The organism is Streptomyces sp. SID12501 (assembly GCF_010550245.1).
Taxonomy (GTDB): Bacteria; Actinomycetota; Actinomycetes; order Streptomycetales; family Streptomycetaceae; genus Streptomyces.
Window position 1 is genome coordinate 165,335 of sequence record NZ_JAAGLU010000008.1, and the last position, 17,612, is coordinate 182,946.

A 17,612-nucleotide genomic window follows, 5' to 3' on the forward strand; every position below is an offset into this window, starting at 1 on the left:
GTGAGGGTCGCGGGTACCGGCTCGCGGCCCTCCCCGGGCTCGTTCCCGTTCCCGTTCCCGTTTCCGCAACCCGGTGGGGGCAGTTGCTTCTTCTCGGTGCAACAACTCACCACGGGGATCCCGGCAGTCGTCGTCAACCCCGGCAGGCGTTGGTAGCCATCGGCTGTCGTTGCCGTCGGCTATTCGACCACCGAGACCGTGGTCCCCGCGGAACCGAAGGCCCAGACGGCGTCCCCGTCCGCGACCCGCATGCGGATACCGCCGGTCTGTATCCCCGACACCGGCGGAGGCGATGAGCCGTCCAGCGCGTTGGAGAACGCGACGTTCACCCCGGACTTGGCGGCGAAATACACGACGTGCTCGATCTGTACGCCGTCCGATCCGGTGAGGGCGTCGGTGCGCTTGGACACCGAGTACGTCCCGGGGTCCGGGCTCACCGAGCCCGGCCACACCGCGAACGTACGGCGGGACTGGTCGCTCGCGTCGACCAGCCAGACCCGCTTCTGCCCGAGCGAGTAGACGACCCGCCGCCCGGTCCCAGACCCGTCCGGCACAGCCGCCTCGACGGCCTGGCTGGGCTTGGCGGAGGGCTTCGCCGAGGCGGACGCGGTGGGCCTGGCGGCGGCGGTGGCATGGGGCTGCGGACCCCGCTCGGCCTTCACCGCCAGTACGGCGACCGCGGCGACCGCGCCCAAGGTCAGACCGGTGACCCAGACCGATGAGGGAAGCCGTCGGGCAGCCACGGTCACGCATCTCCTCAGCAACAGAACCCGCCGCCGGGTCCTCCGCCGGGGGTCGGATCATCGTACTCCGAGACGCGCTCCGTCCCCGGACGGTCGGGGGCCGGAGAGAGCGTCGAGTGGGTGCCGACCTCAGTCCTGGTGGACGACGTTCCTGCCGGGGCCGCCGCTGAGGGTGTCCCTGCCTGGACCGCCGTAGACCTTGTCGTTCCCGGCGTTCCCGTAGATCGTGTCGTTGCCGCTGTTGCCGTAGAGGACGTCGTTGCCCGGGTCGCCAGAGATCCAGTCGTCTCCGGCGCCGCCGCGGATCGTGTCGTTGCCCTTGTCGATGCCACCGGTCAGAACCTGGTGGCCCGCACTCCCATAGATGAAGTCGTTGCCCGTGCCCCCGTCGGCCTTGCTGTCGACGCCGTCGGCATAGAGCCTGTCGACACCTTTCTGGCCCGTCACGATGGACCTGTCGCCGACATGGACCGTGTCGTTGCCGTCCTGGGCCTCGACAATCGCGTCGGAGCCCACCGTGACGTTGTCGTCTCCCTTTCCGGCCTGGATGTAGTTGCCGTCAGCGCTGCCGATGTCGGTCGCCCTGTCATTGCCGGAGCCCAGTTCGATCGAAGCCTGATAGCCGGTCTGGCCAGTGGTGTTGTTGTAGGTGATCGTGTCGTTGCCGTCGCCGAGATCCATCCGCAGCCCGGAGCCTCCGTACTCGTGGCTGTTCGTGCAGGAGACCTTGGTGAGGTCCGCGCTGTCGGGACGGGTGCAGCGAGGGTCGTCGTTCACGTGGAGGTCGATGGGGACCACGTCATCGATGACATAGGTGAAAATCTTGCCGTCGGTCCACGACGTGGTGACGCTCAGCTTGTTGGTCTGACCGGGTGCGGCCGTGTAGTCGAACGTCCGACCGCCCTCGCCGATCACCAGCCTTGCCGCCGTTGCCGCGGCGTCGGCGGTGGTGGGCAGGGCGACCAAGGCGGTCAGTCCGGTGGTGACGGCCAGCGCCAGGGCCGAGGCCGCGCGGAGCGATCTGCGGCTGCCGAGGTAAGGGGACATTGCGCAACCTCCATGAGGGGCAAGCGATTTCAACACCCCCAGGTGACTCACAGCGGATACGGATGGTTGTGCACAAAGAATCCCCACAGCCTTGCAAGAGTGATTGACGAGCAGGGTGGGGCGATCTACCTTCTGATCGACTTTCCGAACCTGGTTCGAAATTTCGGCCAATTCGCTTGCCTGGCTGCGTGTTCCACGTCCCCGTTCACCCTCCTCCCCCTCCCCCCACACACACGAGTCGCGCAGCCGCTCACTCCACTCCTGGACCCGCATCCGCCCCCGCCAGCACCCGCTTGGAGACAACGATGAGCGCAAGTCCCCAGCCGTCCCGCCGTCTCTTCCTCGGCATGGCCGCCACCGCTCCCCTCGCCATGTCCGGTGTGATGACGCTGGGCGCCGGCACCGCCCACGCGGCCGACTCGGCGTACGCGATGGTCTACTTCACCGAGTCGACGAGCCTCGGGCTGGGCACCGACTACGGCCTCCACCTCGCCGTCAGCCCGGACTCGCTCAACTGGACGCCGCTGAACCAGAACGACCCCGTGGTCACCCCCACCGCGGGCGCCCTCGGACTGCGCGACCCGTTCCTCATGCGCAAGCAGGACGGCACGTTCGTCGTCCTCGCCACCGACCTCAAGGGCACGGACTGGTCGTACAACAGCCAGTACATCCACGTCTGGGACTCCGCCGACCTGCGCACCTTCACCGGCTACCGGCGCCTGAAACTCCACGACATGACCACGCACAGCTGGGCACCCGAGGCGTTCTGGGACGCGAGCCGGGGCCAGTACGCGGTGATCTACTCCTCCGTGAACTCCACCGGCCACAACGTGATCATGGTCAACTACACCAGCGACTTCGTCACGGCGTCGAGCCCGCAGGTCTTCTTCGACCCCGGGTACGAGGTGATCGACGGGGACATGGCGGTCGGGGTCAACGGCTACAACTACCTGTTCTTCAAGAAGAACCAGACGCTCGTGTCCGCGCGCTCCACGTCCCTCGACCCGGGCAGCTTCACCGAGTACAGCGCGGGCGTGGCACACGGCGGCACCGAGGCCCCGACTGTCTTCAAGTCGCTCTCGTCGAACACCTGGTACCTCTGGGGCGACACGTACACGCCGAACGGCGTCTTCTACGCCTGGCAGACCTCCGACCTGGCCTCCGGCACCTGGACCGCGCTCGACCAGAAGACGTACACCCAGCCGGTCAACTCCAAGCACTGCGGCATCGCGACGATCACGACGGCCGAGTACAACAACCTGCTCACCAAGTGGGGCTCCCCGGCCTGGAACCGCCTCAAGTCGTACAACTACCCGGCGCGTTACATCCGCCACGCCGACTACAAGGCCCGGATCGACGAGTACCCCTTCGACCTCTACACCGACTCGGAGTGGAAACTCGTCCCGGGCCTGGCCGACAGCACCGGCGTCTCCTTCCAGTCGGTCAACTACCCCACCCGCTACCTCCGGCACTACAACTACGTCCTCCAACTCGACGTCAACGACGGCACGTCGACATTCGCGGGCGACGCGACGTTCTACCGGACGGCGGGCCTGGCGGACAGTTCGTGGGCGTCCTTCCGGTCGTACAACAACCCGACGCGGTACATCCGCCACTCGAACTACGTGCTGCGGATCGACCCGATCTCCACGACTGCTGGGCAGCAGGACGCCACGTTCCGGGTGGGTTACTGAGGCGAGGTTCGCCCCAACTGCCTGAGCAGGTGGGGTTCGTCAACTGCCTGAGCTGAGCGGGCCTTCGGGGCCCTGTCTCGCTGCCGGTGCACGGGCCATGCCCTTGCACCGGCAGCGACCTCGGCAGTCCGTCGGACACGGTGGCTCTCAACGAAGGATGCTCCCGATGCCCTCGCAGAGGTGCCCTTCGTCCGAGCCTCGGCTGCCGGCGGAATCGATCGATCTCGCTGACACGCATCGCGCTCGTCGACCCCGGCATGCCGGGCGTCCGACCCGGGGGAGCCGCCATTGGCTCCTCGGCATACCCAGGCATTGCCCGGAGTTCCCTGGACCGGTCTGGGTGATGACAGCGCGGGACCGCTTCCGCAAGTGCTACGGACCGACCAGCAGAGCGGCCAACTCTCCTCGGCTGCACGACGCGTGCAGGTCACTGACCTGGCCGTCACCGACTTCGACGACTCGCCACACCCCGTCCGAGCGGAGGGCCACGTCGGTGGTGACGAACCGGCATCCCAGGCGCTGCACCGCAGGCCCGATACGGCCGAGGTCGGGTATCAGCACATGCTCGAACGGGCTGTCCGGGTGGGGTGTGAGCAACCTGGGTTCGCCATCCAGCCACCACACACGCACTTCAGCCGCAACGGACTCCGGCTTCGAGAACGTCTCGAAGCCGCGCAGAACGACCCCACCGGCAAGAAAGTCCTCCTGCAGCTCCACGAAGCGCCGCACGACCCGTGTCAACCCCGCCGCGTCGGCGAGATCGGGGATGAAGCACGCCTGCTCCCACTCGTGCTTGCGGGATTTGACGTAGTCCTTCACGATTCCCGAGCCCGGCGGCAACGGCTCGGCGAGAACAGCCAGGTCTTCGGCGGCCAGGATCTCACCGGGCTCTGTGGGACGCCACACGCTCGCGGGCGTGCTGTCGACGAACATCGGATACCAGCCCGGCAGTTCGTGAGCGGCCCGGTATTGCTCCGGAGCGACGAGCAAGGGGGTACCGCGTCGGCTCAGCGCCTCGGCCAACGCGGCGTACCGATCGCCCGGAATCATCCAACCCCGGTACCAGACACTCCCCAGCCCAGTCGGTACGTGTGCAACAGCCTGTTCTGCGTCACCCTGCAGCAACGCATCATGGTCGACCAACCCCACCACCCCGCCACAGGCGCGCACCCTCTGTGCTTCCTGCGCGAAGTGTTGGTCCACGCGTCGTGGATTCAACGGATCACGGCAGTACAGGACAGGGGTCGGCATGACTGACACGCTACGGAGTCTCCAGAACCTCGGGCCACTGATTTCGTGCTGCCAGGCGCGGCGACTTGCGAGGCGCGGAGAAACACCCGGTGTCACCCCGGCAAGACGGCACACCCGGAAGGAGATCCCGGTGCGAACGCCTGCGCAGTCACCTTCAGGCCCTCAGCACCCCGCCAGACGAGGCCGAGCCACCAGCAAGGTCTCCAGCAGGCCCGGGAGCCTACGTCCGAAGTCCGCAGGGAAGTCGTGCCCCAGGCCCGGGATGGTCTCCAGGGTGACGTCCGCGCCCGCGTCGACGAGCACCGCATGGGCGTCGTACACCTCGGGGGTGACTTCGTCGTCCTGCTCCCCCACGAGCATCCGGCCGCGCACCGCACCCTGCGCGGCCCTCACGCGCCGGGCCTCGTCGAGGTGCGCCGGAGTGAGTGCCGGTCCCACCGCCAGGAATCCGGAGGGCCGTACCGCGACGTCGGATACGTCGGACAGCGCCCACAACAAGGCCACGCGACCACCCGCCGAGAAGCCCGCCGCCAGGAGTGGCAGGGAGGCGTCGGCCTCGTCCAGCTCTGCGAGGGCGGCGGTGATGTCCCGGATGCCGACGCCGATGTCGGGCCAGCTGCGGTAGAGCGGGGTCGAGCGCTGGGAGGAGTCGACGGCGACGAGGACGAAGCCCGCTTCCACCGCCGCCGCCCACTGTTCAGCTGCCAAGGCCGCGTCCTGATCGGCGCCGTGCAGGACGACCAGAACACCTCGGGGGGCGCCTTGCGGCCGTCGTACGACAGGAGGAAGAGGGACACCCGTGGCCGTCGCGTGCCGGGCCGTGGACTCGCGGAGCAGCGGGGCGAACCCCTCAAGGTCACGAACGTCGGCCAGGTCGTCGTCATCGACGAGGATCGCGGGACTCCACCAGGCGCCGTCGTCAAGAGCGGTGCGCAGCGCCGCCAGCGCGTCCTCGGCGCGCCCGGTGAGCGTCAGCAGGCAGGCCGCCAAGTGCGCGGTGTCCGCACGACGCGAAGGGATCCGGGGTGCCGCATCCTCCACTGCTTTCAGGGCATCGGCCAACCGCCCTTCGGCGTACAGCCGTGACACCGTCTCGTCGAGTGCGCGGTACAGCGCCTCCTGGGCCGCACGTGCTTGACCGTCCATCGACACATCGAATCACAGCGTCGAGCGAGTGGTCGTCGGGCGAGGACAGGCACCCGCATTCCCTCGGCTTTCGGCCCCTCCAGCAGAGGCGACTCGGTCTCGCCCGGTTGGTGAACAGCGGGACGCTACATTCCAGATGGGCTATTGACCCGGGGTCCACCAACCAGGAAAGGGCAGTCGGCCATGGTGCTCAAGGTGCGAGGCGTCGTGCTGCCCGAGCGGGAGCAGCGGACCTTCTGGATCGACCGGGGCCGGTTGTGGAACAAGCCGGTCCAGGGCGCGAGTTCGAATGGGGGTACGGAACTCGTCGTCGACGGGGGCTGGTTGCTGCCCGGCCTCGTCGATGCGCACACCCATCCTGGTGCGGAAGGCGTCGAGGACGCGTTCAGTGACGAGACGCTACGTCGGCACCTGACCGATCACCGGGACGCCGGCGTGCTCCTTGTGCGCACGCCGGGGTCCGCCGCCCGTGTCCCGGCCTGGGCGGACGACGACCCGGAGCTGCCGCGAGTTCGCTCGGCCGGGCGGTGGCTGGCCACGCCCGGCCGGTTCTTCCCCGGTTTCGGGCGGGACGTGAGCGAGGCGGGCCTGGTGGACGCCGCCGTCGAGGAGGTCAAGGCGTCCTCGGGGTGGTGCAAGGTCATCGGGGACTGGAAGTACAACGAGGCGGCGCTTCCGCTGGAGATCCTCACCGCCGTCGTGGAGGCCGTGCACGCCGTCGGCGGCCGGGTCGCCGCGCACTGCCAGACCGCCGACGGTTGCCGCAACGCTGTGCTGGCCGGTGTCGACAGTCTGGAGCACGGGATGCATCTCGACCCCGTCCTGATCGACCGGATGGCGGCCCAAGGAACCGCGCTCGTCCCGACGTTGAGCGTTTTCGGCGCCGGTGCCGAGCGGCGTCGGGCCGCCGAGCCGAGCGCCGCCCGGGACTGGTGGCTGGCCGGATGGGAGGGCATGCTGCCCAGCGTCCGAGCGGCGTACGAAGCCGGTGTCACCGTCCTGGCCGGCACCGACAGCTTCCCGTGCGGGACCGTTGCCTCGGAGGTCGAGTGGCTGGTCCGGGCCGGCCTGCCGCCCGAAGCCGCGCTGGGCTCGGCATCGTGGTCGGCCCGCTCCTGGCTCGGACTGCCCGGCCTCACCGACGGAGCCTCCGCCGACCTCGTCGCCTACGACACCGACCCGACGCGGGACGCTTCCGCACTGGCGCACCCGAGCCGGATCATCTTGCGGGGTCGGGTCGTCGTCTGACGGACCGCGAACAGGCGTGAGCGGGAATGGGAGGCAGACCACCTCGGTCGTGACTGCTGGTCAGCGGGTGACGCGGATCATCACCGCGAGAACCGGCGAGGCCGCAGAAGGCCGGCTCTGCCCGATGTCCTCGTACCCCCACGACCGGTAGAGCGCTTGTACCTTCCCGTCTCCGGCCGCCGGGTTGACCATGAGCGTCACTTGCAGTTCGTCGCGTGTGGCAAGGAAGGCGTCATGGATGCGCCGCGCGGTCCCCGTTCCCCGCCACTGGGCGCGTACGCCGATCTCCTTCAGAGCCACGACCGGACGCTCCGTGTACTGAGCCATCGGCCCTGGGACGGTTCGCTGCCAGTACCGGTCCCCGTGCTCGATCGTGTTGCCGTAGACGTAGCCGATCGGGTGCCCGCCCGCATAGGCGAGCACAGCCCCGAAACCTGGCTCGGCGGCGTGCCGGTCCAAACGCTCGCCGAACGCGGTGACCGCATAGTTCGGCAGGTGGAGCAACGGGGCACGCACGTCGGCGTACACGTCGAGGAGATCACCGCGGACGGTGTCGAGGGTGGTGAAGGTGCGCAGTTCGATGGCGGGCGCCGTGGTCATGCAGCCATCTTCCAGTCGGCGGCGTGCTCGGTCCAGGTCTGCATAGTGGTGGTGCCCGGCGCGGTTGCGCGTAGCGCGGCCCCGAACTCTTGCAACATGCGTGCCACCCGGGCGTGTTGGGTGGCGGCATCAGCGGGGACCCTCATCGCGGTGGCCGTGGCGGCGTCGACATCACCCTGGGCAAGCTGGGCGTGAGCGAGCCGGGTGGTCGTGATGGCCCGGGAGCGGACCATGTGGGGCCTGAGGGCGGACAGGCAGCGGTGGGCGTGGAACTCGGCGGTCGGGTAGTCACCGAGCACCAAGTGCGCCGACAGTGCCAACGAATCCAGCTCGGCCTGGTCGTAGAAGGCGAGCATCCACACCGGCCGGTAGTCGGACGGGTCTGCGCGCAGCATGGCGTCCTGCGCCTGCTCGAACGCCCGGCGGGTGCCGGTGCGGTCCTGCGACGCCCCGTGAATAGCCGCCTGGCGAGCCAGACCCAGGGACGCAAACAGCGGGTCGCGACGCGTGATGTGCAGGTTGCGGGCAACATCGTTGGCGGCGAACGCCTCGGCAGGCCGCCCCATGTGTCGGTACATCGTCCCCGCGTGACTCCAGATCCGGAATTTGATCGCCTGATCGCCGGACATCTCAGCAAGGGCCTGAGCCTCGCGCATGTGCGTCTTCGCGTCGCCGTAGCGGCGACCGTCGATCGCCGCCCACATGGCCGAGGAGCGGAACGCCGCAGCGGAGGCGTAGAGGCTGCTGCGTACGCGCTGGCTGGCGCTGCCGGCGTTCTGGAGGTTCAGCGCCTCGTCGGCAAGTGCGGCGGCACGCTGCTCAATGCCGAGCTGTCCGCCGTGGCGGTGGTCGCTCGCGATGATCTCGCCGAATCGCTGCTGTAGGCGGTCGACGTCCCCCATGCCGATACGGCGAGGTGCTCCGGTGCCGGGCGCGGCTGCTGCGGCGGCGGCAGCGGCAGCGGCGATGCCACCTACGAGGGTACGGCGGTTCATGTCCAGGTCCTCCTGCGATGCGGCGGGGATGCACCGGGTCCGGCCCCGTGGCACGAACCCTAAAGCCGTGGCGTGCAGGCCGGTGACGTCCTCAAGCGCCTTGCGAGTAGCCGACTTGGGCCACCGCACCCGGCCTGCCTTCCAGGAACGGATCGATGATCCGTCGAGGCCGCCGGTCCGCCCGGTCAGCCGCTCCACGGCCGTATTAACCGCGTCAGCAAGGGAGTTGGAGCTGTAACCGTGCTCGTTCATCCACGCCTCAAGAGCGGTGTTCCGCGTGATGCCCATCTACGCACCGTAGCCTCACGGCCCACCACTCACCAGGCAAAGACAAGGTCAAATCACCCTAGGCTTCTCCGTCGGTCGCTCACCTGACCACCCTAACCGGCTTGCTACGAACGGCAGTTGTCTGGTTACTGGCTGCTCCACCCCGAGTGTGGGCAGCTGTTGACGGCCCGGTCCGCCGCTGATTCCGCCGAGGAAGCGAACCGGGCGCCGTGACAACGACAAAGGCTCCGCCAATGACGAGTCTCCCGACGCCAGTTCAGGCCGCCCCGACCGGGCACCCGGCCTACAGCCAGACCTTCCCGTGCGAGCCGGCGACTGCCGCGATAGGCCGCAGGCTCGTCCGTGACGCCCTCGCCGTATGGCACCTGACCGACTTCGCAGACCCCGCCGAGCTGATCATCTCGGAGCTGATCGCGAACGCCGCCAGGCACACCCCCTGCCAGTCGATTCGTCTCCTCGTCCAACGGCCGACTACGACACGGGTGCGCGTCGGCGTGGTGGACCGGGCGCCCTCGCGCCTGCCGGTGCTCGGCTCGGTCGATGTCGGCGGCGAGTCCGGCCGCGGCCTGCTCCTGATCGAGGGGCTCGCGGACCGCTGGGGTTACGACCTGCGGGGCTCCGGCAGACGCCCATGGGGCAAAGAGGTGTGGGCCGAATTCCGCACCGGGGCCGGCCAGTGACCGTGCAACGCCCGTTCAGGCCGCGGCATGGTCCCGCACCCAGGAGGGCCGTGACGAGCCCCCCCACCGTCACCAGGGTGGTTGCCCGTCTCTGACCAGGGCGCCTACCAACCCAGAAATGCGACTACGGAAGGAGCACCACTTCATGACCATTCCGCTGCCGAAGACCGAGGTGGACTGGACCGCGCTGCGGAACTTCGCCATGCTGCGCGGTCAGCTCAGGGTCTCCCTGACCCCGGCATGCAATGAGCAGTGCTGGTTCTGCCACAACGAGGGGGATGTCCCTCCACCCTTCACGCGCCTGTACCGCGATGTACTTCCCCGCAAGCGGGAGATGACAGCCGAGGACTTCCTGAACGTCCTGGGCGGCCTGATGGGTGCGGGGCTCAAGCGGGTGTATTTCACCGGCGGGGAGCCTCTCATGTCGCCCCTGGCCCAGCCGGTCCTCACCCAACTCCCCGAGCATGGCCCGGACACGACGTACACCTTGATCACGAACGGAACCCTTGTCCGCAGGCATCAGAAATGGCTCTCCATGACCGCCCTGGACAAGGTGAAGGTCTCCCTCCACTACTTCTCGGACGAGTCGCTGAAGGCAATCGCGAATACCCGGATCGGTATCGCGACCATCGTCGACGGGATCGAGGCGGCCCGCGAGATGTTCGATCGAGTAGAGCTGAACACGCTCGTACAGCGGGAGAACGAACACGAGCTACGCGAGATCCTGGCCTTCGCTCTCGACCGGCGCATGCCCGTGCAGTTCATCGAGCTGGTGGACACTGACTTCAACGTCGGCCGGAAGGGCTCCGCGATCGGTGCCCGGGGCATCATCGATCACCTGCGTACCCTGACCAGCGACGAAGAGGTCGAGATCTCCGGCGTCGGGCAGGGGCGGCGGATCTTTCGCATCGACGGCATCGAGATCGACGTCATCCACCGCGAGCTCGGGCGCCATCACGTCGGCCAGTGCGGCACCTGCCCCGTCAAGCCCAAGTGCGTGGAAGGGTTCTGGTCCCTTCGTGTCGACCACGCCGGCGGAATCCAACCCTGCCTGCTGCGGGACGACCTCCGCATGGACATCCGGCCCCTGCTGGCTGATCCGGGGCAGATCCCCGCGACCGTGGCCCGGCACATCTCCGCGTTCACCGAGGGCACCCTGTGACCGCCGCCCTGCGCACCCCGTACACGCCCGGGACTGAGCGACGCCAGGGACCTTTCCTGGTCCTGGAAGGCGTTTCAGGGGTCGGGAAGTCGACGCTCGCCCGTCTGTTGGTCAAGCGGCTCGGCGCCACGGCGATCCACACCCTCACCGATCCGCACACCGGGTGGTCCGGCACGGTCAACCGGGAGCTTCGGCCGCTTCCGCAGTTCGCCTTCTACCTCTCCGGTCTCCTGCATGTCTCCGACGTCGTACGGCAGTCCCTCAGCGTGGGGCCCGTGGTCGCGGACCGGTACGTCGTCTCGGTCATGGCCTGCCACGCCGCCGTCAACCGCGTCGGCCTGGGCCAGGTGAGAGAACTGATCGCCCCGTTCCTGCCATACCTCGTGGCGCCTGACGCCACCTTCCACCTGATCAGCTCCGACAACTCGTTGAAGGAGCGAATGGGCACCAAGAAGGACGTAAAACAGGACGACACCGACCTGTTCGACGTCCCCGGACGCCTTGCCAGGCTCCGGGAGAACTTCCACGCCGTCGCCGACGAGGAACCCAGCGCGGTCACTCTCACCACGGATGGTCGCAGCCCGGACGACCTGGCCGGGATCATCGTCGAGTACCTGGAGGACAGGCGTGCTTAATCCGATCGACAGCGACGCCGTCATCCGTGACGGCCGTATCGCCGGTGCGTTCCCGGGAGAGATCCACGAGGGTGTGGCCTGGTGGATCGCCGCCTGTTTCGTCGTGATCAGCCGGGCCCGTCAGTTGGCCGTGGCCCACGACGACCATCCCGCCACGGCCGAGTTCCATCGGCGGTTCTGCCAGGGGGCCATCAATGCCGAGCACTGGGCTTGCCAGGTATCCAGCCTCGGTGCAGCCGACGAAGCCCAGCTCCTGCACGCCATGAAGGAACTCGGGGGTGTACCCGGAGCCCTGCTGACCACGGCCGACAACGACGGCCGGCAGACGGTCACGATCCGCCTCTACGACGGGGACGGTCAGCCCGTCGTAGAGGACACCGGTCTGGCCAGGCTGCGAAAGATGATCGCCTCCGACCGGATTCCCATTCCGGTGAATGACCAGGCCAAGGGGCGAATCACCGAACGCCACGACCTGGTGGAGGCGCTGTGATCGACGCCGCCGAGGTCATCCGGAGCCAAACCAGCATTCTGTTCGTCACTCTGGACTCGCTGCGCCATGACGTCGCCCGCGCAGCGTTGCACGCCGGTCAGACACCGCACCTGGCCAAGATCCTTCCGGGCGGGGCGTGGGAGGAACGGCGTACGCCCGGCACCTTCACTCTCCCCGCGCACATCGCCTTCTTCTCCGGCTTCCTTCCCAAGCTCCCCCAGCCCGTACAGCCGCCACGGCTGTGGGAGTGCCGCCCTCCCGCGTTCAAGACCGTTGATCCGAGCACGTTCGTCTTCGACGCGCCGAACCTCCTCACTGGGCTCTCCCAGTACGGATACCGCACCGTGTGCATCGGCGGCGTCACCTACTTCTCGAGGGAGACACCGCTCGGATCGGTGCTGCCCGACATGTTCGACGAGGACCACTGGCGGCCCGAGTTCTGCTCCCCGGAGCCCGACTCCACCCGCCACCAGGTCGACCACGCCCTGACCACCGCCGAGCAATACGCCAACCGTCCCCTGTTCCTGTTCGTCAACGTCTCAGCCACCCATGTCCCTCACGGTCACCACACCGGCGAAAGTGTCGACTCCTGGCAGTCCCAGGCCGCTGCGCTCGCGTACGCGGACGAACACCTCGGCCGCTTGGTCGACGGCCTCACCAGCAAGAAGAAATGGCTGATCATCATGTGCGCCGACCACGGCGACGCATTCGGTGAAGACGGCTACCACGGCCGCGGCATCGCTCACCCAACGGTCCTGAACGTGCCGTTCGCGGTCTGGCTGTCACAGTAGGCCGCTACGCTCCCGGGCCATGACCGACACATCCCGCAGGGAGGCTGTGCGCGACGCCTCCGTGATCGTGGCCCGCGACACGGACGGCACGGTCGCCGTCCTGGCCGCCGAATTCCCCCGGCACGGCGGCGAGTACGTGTTCCTGCCGGGGGGACGGAGGGAGCCCGGCGAGACGCTGGAAGAGTGCGCGCGGCGCGAGTTGCGCGAGGAGGCCGGCGTCACCGCCCAGGCCTGGCGGTCCCTCGGCTCGTACGCCATCACCCTGGACTCAGCTGCCCGCATCCATCTTTTCCTGGCCGAAGAAATCACCTGCGGCCCACAGCAACTCACGCCCAGCGAAGAGAACTTCAAGCTCATGTGGTGGCCGATGCCTGACGCGATCCGGGCCGCCACCGAGGGACGTTTCCTGCTTCAAGGGGGCCCGCTGGCTCTGCTGCTGGCCCAGCAGATCACCACAGAGTGACTGAACCCGAACACACCTGATCCCGCAGACCGGGCTGCTGCCGATCGACCCGGTCCTCGCCGCCGACCGGCCCATCGGCTCGGCCAAGGACAAGAAGCACGGGATGAACGTCCAGGTCATCGCCGCCCCGTTCAGCCGGATGACCTCGGCTCTACCGGTTCACCCAACGCGCGGGTAGGGCCGACCTCAATCTCAGCAAGGGAGCGCGCTGACCATGGCGAACGTCAGAGTCACCTACGACAGGACGGCGAATGCCGCGTATGTGCACCTCACAGAACCACAAGCCCGCGCGGAGGCGGCGCGCATGTATCCCTGTGATCCGGTAAAGGTCGACGGCATGATCAACCTCGACTTCGACAAGGAGGACCGCCTCATCGGTATCGAGGTGCTAGCGGCCAGCTCGAAGCTGCCGAAGCACCTGCTCGAGTCGGCGGAGCGTCTGGACGCCGACGGCGCATGAGGCGGTCCGTCACGCGAAGTCGACCTCCAGACGCTCTGCGAGCCGCCGCAGCCGGGACAGACCTCCACCTCGCCATGCCGAGCAAACCGGTCACTCCAGCACAGGCAGCAACTCCGGCAGATGCCCGTCCGACAGAGCCGCCGCCCGCTGCCGCTCCTCCGTAACCTCGCCGTAGAGGGTGGTCCGGGGCCTGGCCGGGCGTCCTGCCGCCTCCGCCACCGCGATCAGGTCCTTGACCGACTTGTACGAGCCGTACGACGACCCCGCCATCCGCGAGATCGTCTCCTCCATCAGCGTGCCGCCCAGGTCGTTCGCGCCCGAGCGGAGCATCTCCGCCGCGCCCTCCGTGCCCAACTTCACCCAGCTCGTCTGGATGTTGGGGATGTGGGTGTGCAGGAGAAGCCGGGCCATGGCGATGACCGCCCGGTTGTCGCGCATCGTCGGTCCGGGGCGGGCGATGCCCGCGAGGTACACCGGGGCGTTGGTGTGGATGAAGGGGAGGGTGACGAACTCCGTGAAGCCGCCCGTCTGTTGCTGGATGCGGGCCAGGGTGCGGAAGTGGCCGAGCCAGTGGCGGGGCTGGTCGACGTGGCCGTACATCATCGTCGAGGACGAGCGGATGCCCAGTTCGTGGGCCGTCGTCACCACCTCGATCCAGGTCGCCGTCGGCAGCTTGCCCTTGGTCAGGACCCAGCGGACCTCGTCGTCGAGGATCTCCGCCGCCGTGCCGGGGATCGTGTCGAGGCCGGCTTCCTTCGCGGCGGTCAGCCACTCGCGGATCGACATCCCGGTGCGGGTCGCGCCGTTCACCACCTCCATGGGTGAGAAGGCGTGTACGTGCATGCCGGGCACCCTCTCCTTCACCGCGCGCGCGATGTCGAAGTAGGCGGTGCCCGGCAGGTCGGGGTGGATGCCGCCCTGCATGCAGACCTCGACCGCCCCCACCTCCCAGGCCTGTTGGGCGCGGTCGGCCACCTGGTCCAGGGACAGCGTGTAGGCGTCGGCGTCCGTGCGGCGCTGGGCGAAGGCGCAGAAACGGCAGCCGGTGTAGCAGACGTTGGTGAAGTTGATGTTCCGGGTGACGATGTAGGTGACGTCGTCCCCGACCGCCGACTTCCGTACGTCGTCGGCCACTTGGCACAGTGCGTCGAGGGCCGCGCCGTCCGCGTGGAACAACGCCAGCGCCTCGTCGTCGGTGAGCCGCGTCGGGTCGTCGGCCGCCGTGCGCAGCGCCTGCCGTACGTCCGTGTCGATGCGCTCCGGCACCATCCCGGGCGCCGCCGCCTCCCGCAGGGCGCCCCAGTCGCCGTACACCTCGTCGAAGTCGTCGCGCCGGTCGGACGTACGGCCGGCGGTGTCGATCGTGGTGTGCAGGTCCGTACGGCCGGACGACACGAACGCCTCCTCCGGCTCCTGCCACGGGTGCCCCTCGACGACCGCGTCCTCGCGCGCGAGGCCCGTCTCCGGGTCGGCAAGTGCCCGTACGTGCGGGAGGAGGCGCGGGTCGAGCCAGGGCTCGCCTCGCTGCACGAACTCCGGGTAGACACAGAGGCGTTCGCGCATCGTGAAGCCAACTGCCTCCGACTTGGCGGCCAGTTCCTCGATCTGGGGCCAGGGGCGTTCCGGGTTGACGTGGTCGATGGTGAGCGGGGAGACCCCGCCCCAGTCGTCGATACCGGCGCCGATCAGCCGCTCGTACTCGGAGTCGACGAGGTTGGGCGGGGCCTGGAGGCAGGCGCTCGGGCCCATGATGTGCCGCGCCACCGCCACCGTCGCGACGAGCTCGTCCAGTTCCGCGTCCGGCATTCCGCGCATCGCGGTGTCCGGCTTGGCGCGGAAGTTCTGGATGATCAACTCCTGGATGGAGTGGTAGGCGCGGGAGATCTTGCGGAGGGCGAAGAGCGACTCCGCCCGCTCCTCGTACGTCTCGCCGATCCCGATCAGCAGACCCGAGGTGAAGGGGACGGACGACCGGCCCGCGTCCTCCAACACCCTCAGCCGTACGGCGGGTTCCTTGTCCGGGGAGCCGTAGTGCGGGCCGCCCGGCTCGGACCAGAGACGGGTGGCCGTCGTCTCCAGCATCATGCCCATGGACGGAGCGACGGGCTTCAGTCGCTGGAAGTCCGTCCACGACATCACGCCCGGGTTGAGGTGGGGCAGCAGACCCGTCTCCTCCAGGATGCGGATGGAGATGGCGCGGACGTACGCGATCGTGTCGTCGTAACCGTGCGCGTCGAGCCACTCGCGCGCCTCGGGCCAGCGGTCCTCGGGCTTGTCGCCGAGGGTGATCAGCGCTTCCTTGCAGCCGAGGGCGGCGCCGCGCCGGGCGATGTCGAGGACCTCGTCCGGGGACATGAACATGCCGTGCCCGGCGCGGCGGAGCTTACCCGGGACGGTCACGAAGGTGCAGTAGTGGCATTTGTCCCGGCAGAGGCGGGTCAGGGGGATGAAGACGCTCTTCGAGTACGTGATGACGCCGGGGCGGCCCGCCGCCTCCAGACCGGCGTCGCGGACGCGGGCCGCGGACGCGGTGAGGTCGTCGAGGGCCTCGCCGCGGGCCTGGAGCAGCACCGCGGCCTCACCGACGTCGAGGGCGACACCGTCCCGGGCGCGTTTGAGGGCGCGACGCATGGAGTTCTCGGTCGGGCCGGTGGCGCCTCCGGGGCGCTCGGTGGGGCCGGTTCCGGAGGTCTCGGGAGTCGTCATCCTTCGAGCATACGATCGATGCGATCAGGTCCCGCAGGGACCACCCTGTCCGTTCGGGCAGCCGAACGTTACAGGGCGGCACTGGCGGCCATCACCTGCGGAGCCATCGCGGGGCCTGCGCGGAGCCATCGCAGAGCCTGCGTGGAGCCCGCTGGAACCCGCGGAACCCGTGCGGCCTGCCGAGCTACAGGTAAGGGGCGTACCCGTCCAGCAGGCCCAGTACTTCCGCCTCGCCGGCCGGCGGCAGCTGCACCACGGCCTCCTCGATGCCCAGCTCGGCGTAGTGGGCGAGCTTGCCCGGCGTGGGCTGGACGGCGTACGGGACGACCTGGAGGGCGGCCGGGTCGCGGCCGGCGTCCGCCCATACCGACCGCAGCACGGGCAGCGACTCGGACAGGCCGCGCCCGCCGATCGGCAGCCAGCCGTCGGCGTACTCGCTGATGTGGGCGAACAGTTTCGGCCCCGCCCCGCCACCGATGAGGGTGCGGGGTCCGACGACCGGCCCACGTGGCTTCTGTACCGGCTTGGGGTACACGGTGCTCGCCCGCACACTCCCGAACTCGCCCTCGTACACGGTCGGTTCGTCCGCCCACAGGGCGCGCATCAGCGCCATCCGGTCCCGGGTCAGCTCACGCCGCGTACGCCATTCCACCCCGTGGTCGGCGGCTTCCTCGACGTTCCAGCCGTAGCCGAGGCCGAGGGTGAAGCGTCCGCCGGAGAGGTGGTCGAGGGTCGCGATCTGCTTGGCGAGGTCGATCGGGTCGTGCTGGGCGACGAGCGTGATGCCCGTGCCGAGGGCGAGCCGCTCGGTGACGGCGGCGGCCTGGCCGAGCGCGACGAAGGGGTCGAGCGTACGGCCGTACTCGGGCGGCAGGTCGCCGCCCGCCGGGTACGGGGTGGTCCGCTCGACCGGTATGTGTGTGTGCTCGGGCAGGTACAGCCCGGCGAACCCGCGCTGTTCCAGCTCACGGGCGAGTCGGGTCGGGGTGATCGTCTCGTCGGTGAGGAAGATCGTGACGGCTAGGCGCATGCCCATATCTGTACCGGGCGGTGTCTCGTCTGTCCATACCGACTGGTCGGGATTTGTCGAACATCACTCGGGGCACGCGGTCTTGTCACGGCGATCCCCCTGTCTTGTACGGGCGTTCACTCCCGGGCACGAGAGTGGCTATGAAAGTGGTACGCGCCACCAGCACCGTCACTGCGTCACCCA

At 68.6% G+C, this 17,612-nt stretch carries 17 protein-coding genes and 1 pseudogene; 10 read left to right on the forward strand and 8 right to left on the reverse strand.

Translation table 11 applies throughout. The annotated features are described in order from the left end of the window. Positions 1-179 precede the first annotated feature (179 nt). Positions 180-749 carry a hypothetical protein gene (locus G3I71_RS11620; protein ID WP_164313903.1) on the reverse strand — a complete coding sequence of 190 codons (570 nt, stop codon included), beginning with the start codon at positions 747-749 and terminating at the stop codon, positions 180-182. 123 nt (positions 750-872) lie between these two features. Continuing rightward, entirely contained in the window at positions 873-1,790 is a 918-nt protein-coding gene (locus tag G3I71_RS11625) for a calcium-binding protein (protein ID WP_164313904.1), read from the reverse strand. 305 nt (positions 1,791-2,095) lie between these two features. Between G3I71_RS11625 and G3I71_RS11630 the strand changes: the two genes are divergently transcribed. Then, a complete protein-coding gene (locus G3I71_RS11630; protein WP_164313905.1) occupies positions 2,096-3,484 on the forward strand; it encodes a glycoside hydrolase family 43 protein in 1,389 nt (462 codons plus the stop codon). Positions 3,485-3,856: 372 nt separating this feature from the next. On the opposite strand, the gene G3I71_RS11635 is transcribed toward G3I71_RS11630, so the two are convergent. Both G3I71_RS11635 and G3I71_RS11640 read right to left on the reverse strand, forming a co-directional pair. Continuing rightward, positions 3,857-4,735, reverse strand: a complete 879-nt coding sequence (locus G3I71_RS11635) for an ATP-grasp domain-containing protein (protein ID WP_164313906.1) — start codon at positions 4,733-4,735, stop codon at positions 3,857-3,859. Positions 4,736-4,897: 162 nt separating this feature from the next. After that, positions 4,898-5,881, reverse strand: coding sequence for an alpha/beta hydrolase (locus tag G3I71_RS11640; RefSeq protein ID WP_164313907.1), 984 nt, complete (start codon positions 5,879-5,881; stop codon positions 4,898-4,900). 183 nt (positions 5,882-6,064) lie between these two features. On the opposite strand from G3I71_RS11640, the gene G3I71_RS11645 reads away from it, so the two are divergent. After that, positions 6,065-7,129 (forward strand): amidohydrolase family protein, encoded by a 1,065-nt coding sequence (locus G3I71_RS11645; protein WP_164313908.1) that lies wholly within the window; start codon positions 6,065-6,067, stop codon positions 7,127-7,129. A 60-nt stretch (positions 7,130-7,189) separates the two neighbouring features. Here G3I71_RS11645 and G3I71_RS11650 read toward each other — a convergent pair whose 3' ends face one another. Together G3I71_RS11650 and G3I71_RS11655 are read right to left on the reverse strand one after the other, a co-directional pair. After that, a complete protein-coding gene (locus tag G3I71_RS11650) occupies positions 7,190-7,729 on the reverse strand; it encodes a GNAT family N-acetyltransferase (RefSeq protein WP_203729970.1) in 540 nt (179 codons plus the stop codon). Continuing rightward, complete coding sequence (locus tag G3I71_RS11655) at positions 7,726-9,012, reverse strand: XRE family transcriptional regulator (protein WP_203729972.1); 1,287 nt, start codon at positions 9,010-9,012, stop codon at positions 7,726-7,728. The genes G3I71_RS11650 and G3I71_RS11655 overlap by 4 nt, the downstream gene beginning before the upstream one ends. 233 nt (positions 9,013-9,245) lie before the next feature. Here G3I71_RS11655 and G3I71_RS11660 point away from each other — a divergent pair, with 233 nt between their 5' ends. From G3I71_RS11660 to G3I71_RS11695, 8 genes and pseudogenes are all read left to right on the forward strand, one after another. Next, the gene (locus G3I71_RS11660; RefSeq protein WP_164313909.1) at positions 9,246-9,692 is read left to right on the forward strand and encodes an ATP-binding protein; all 447 of its coding nucleotides are present in this window, start codon (positions 9,246-9,248) and stop codon (positions 9,690-9,692) included. Between the two features lie 145 nt (positions 9,693-9,837). Continuing rightward, positions 9,838-10,854 carry a radical SAM protein gene (locus G3I71_RS11665; RefSeq protein ID WP_164313910.1) on the forward strand — a complete coding sequence of 339 codons (1,017 nt, stop codon included), beginning with the start codon at positions 9,838-9,840 and terminating at the stop codon, positions 10,852-10,854. Beyond that, positions 10,851-11,489 (forward strand): thymidylate kinase, encoded by a 639-nt coding sequence (locus G3I71_RS11670; RefSeq protein WP_343242928.1) that lies wholly within the window; start codon positions 10,851-10,853, stop codon positions 11,487-11,489. Before G3I71_RS11665 ends, G3I71_RS11670 begins: the two co-directional genes overlap by 4 nt. Beyond that, positions 11,482-11,979, forward strand: a complete 498-nt coding sequence (locus tag G3I71_RS11675; protein WP_164313911.1) for a hypothetical protein — start codon at positions 11,482-11,484, stop codon at positions 11,977-11,979. The genes G3I71_RS11670 and G3I71_RS11675 overlap by 8 nt, the downstream gene beginning before the upstream one ends. Beyond that, a complete protein-coding gene (locus tag G3I71_RS11680) occupies positions 11,976-12,770 on the forward strand; it encodes an STM4013/SEN3800 family hydrolase (RefSeq protein ID WP_164313912.1) in 795 nt (264 codons plus the stop codon). The genes G3I71_RS11675 and G3I71_RS11680 overlap by 4 nt, the downstream gene beginning before the upstream one ends. Before the next feature lie 19 nt (positions 12,771-12,789). Beyond that, positions 12,790-13,233 carry an NUDIX hydrolase gene (locus G3I71_RS11685; RefSeq protein ID WP_164313913.1) on the forward strand — a complete coding sequence of 148 codons (444 nt, stop codon included), beginning with the start codon at positions 12,790-12,792 and terminating at the stop codon, positions 13,231-13,233. A 34-nt stretch (positions 13,234-13,267) separates the two neighbouring features. Then, a pseudogene (locus G3I71_RS11690) lies at positions 13,268-13,354 on the forward strand (IS5/IS1182 family transposase); the annotation flags it as partial. Positions 13,355-13,447: 93 nt separating this feature from the next. Then, positions 13,448-13,693, forward strand: coding sequence for a DUF2283 domain-containing protein (locus G3I71_RS11695; protein ID WP_164313914.1), 246 nt, complete (start codon positions 13,448-13,450; stop codon positions 13,691-13,693). 90 nt (positions 13,694-13,783) lie between these two features. Here G3I71_RS11695 and G3I71_RS11700 read toward each other — a convergent pair whose 3' ends face one another. After that, complete coding sequence (locus G3I71_RS11700; protein ID WP_164313915.1) at positions 13,784-16,399, reverse strand: bifunctional FO biosynthesis protein CofGH; 2,616 nt, start codon at positions 16,397-16,399, stop codon at positions 13,784-13,786. Positions 16,400-16,583: 184 nt separating this feature from the next. Further along, positions 16,584-17,429: an LLM class F420-dependent oxidoreductase gene (locus G3I71_RS11705; RefSeq protein ID WP_164313916.1), complete on the reverse strand. Its 846-nt coding sequence runs from the start codon at positions 17,427-17,429 to the stop codon at positions 16,584-16,586. Positions 17,430-17,612: the final 183 nt, after the last annotated feature.

Bases quoted from the DNA above. Each gene is read 5' to 3' on its own strand.
- G3I71_RS11625 (WP_164313904.1), bottom strand. From the start codon at position 1,790: ATGTCCCCTTACCTCGGCAGCCGCAGATCGCTCCGCGCGGCCTCGGCC.
- G3I71_RS11630 (WP_164313905.1), top strand. From the start codon at position 2,096: ATGAGCGCAAGTCCCCAGCCGTCCCGCCGTCTCTTCCTCGGCATGGCC.
- G3I71_RS11635 (WP_164313906.1), bottom strand. From the start codon at position 4,735: ATGCCGACCCCTGTCCTGTACTGCCGTGATCCGTTGAATCCACGACGC.
- G3I71_RS11640 (WP_164313907.1), bottom strand. From the start codon at position 5,881: ATGGACGGTCAAGCACGTGCGGCCCAGGAGGCGCTGTACCGCGCACTC.
- G3I71_RS11645 (WP_164313908.1), top strand. From the start codon at position 6,065: ATGGTGCTCAAGGTGCGAGGCGTCGTGCTGCCCGAGCGGGAGCAGCGG.
- G3I71_RS11650 (WP_203729970.1), bottom strand. From the start codon at position 7,729: ATGACCACGGCGCCCGCCATCGAACTGCGCACCTTCACCACCCTCGAC.
- G3I71_RS11655 (WP_203729972.1), bottom strand. From the start codon at position 9,012: ATGGGCATCACGCGGAACACCGCTCTTGAGGCGTGGATGAACGAGCAC.
- G3I71_RS11660 (WP_164313909.1), top strand. From the start codon at position 9,246: ATGACGAGTCTCCCGACGCCAGTTCAGGCCGCCCCGACCGGGCACCCG.
- G3I71_RS11665 (WP_164313910.1), top strand. From the start codon at position 9,838: ATGACCATTCCGCTGCCGAAGACCGAGGTGGACTGGACCGCGCTGCGG.
- G3I71_RS11685 (WP_164313913.1), top strand. From the start codon at position 12,790: ATGACCGACACATCCCGCAGGGAGGCTGTGCGCGACGCCTCCGTGATC.
- G3I71_RS11695 (WP_164313914.1), top strand. From the start codon at position 13,448: ATGGCGAACGTCAGAGTCACCTACGACAGGACGGCGAATGCCGCGTAT.
- G3I71_RS11700 (WP_164313915.1), bottom strand. From the start codon at position 16,399: ATGACGACTCCCGAGACCTCCGGAACCGGCCCCACCGAGCGCCCCGGA.
- G3I71_RS11705 (WP_164313916.1), bottom strand. From the start codon at position 17,429: ATGCGCCTAGCCGTCACGATCTTCCTCACCGACGAGACGATCACCCCG.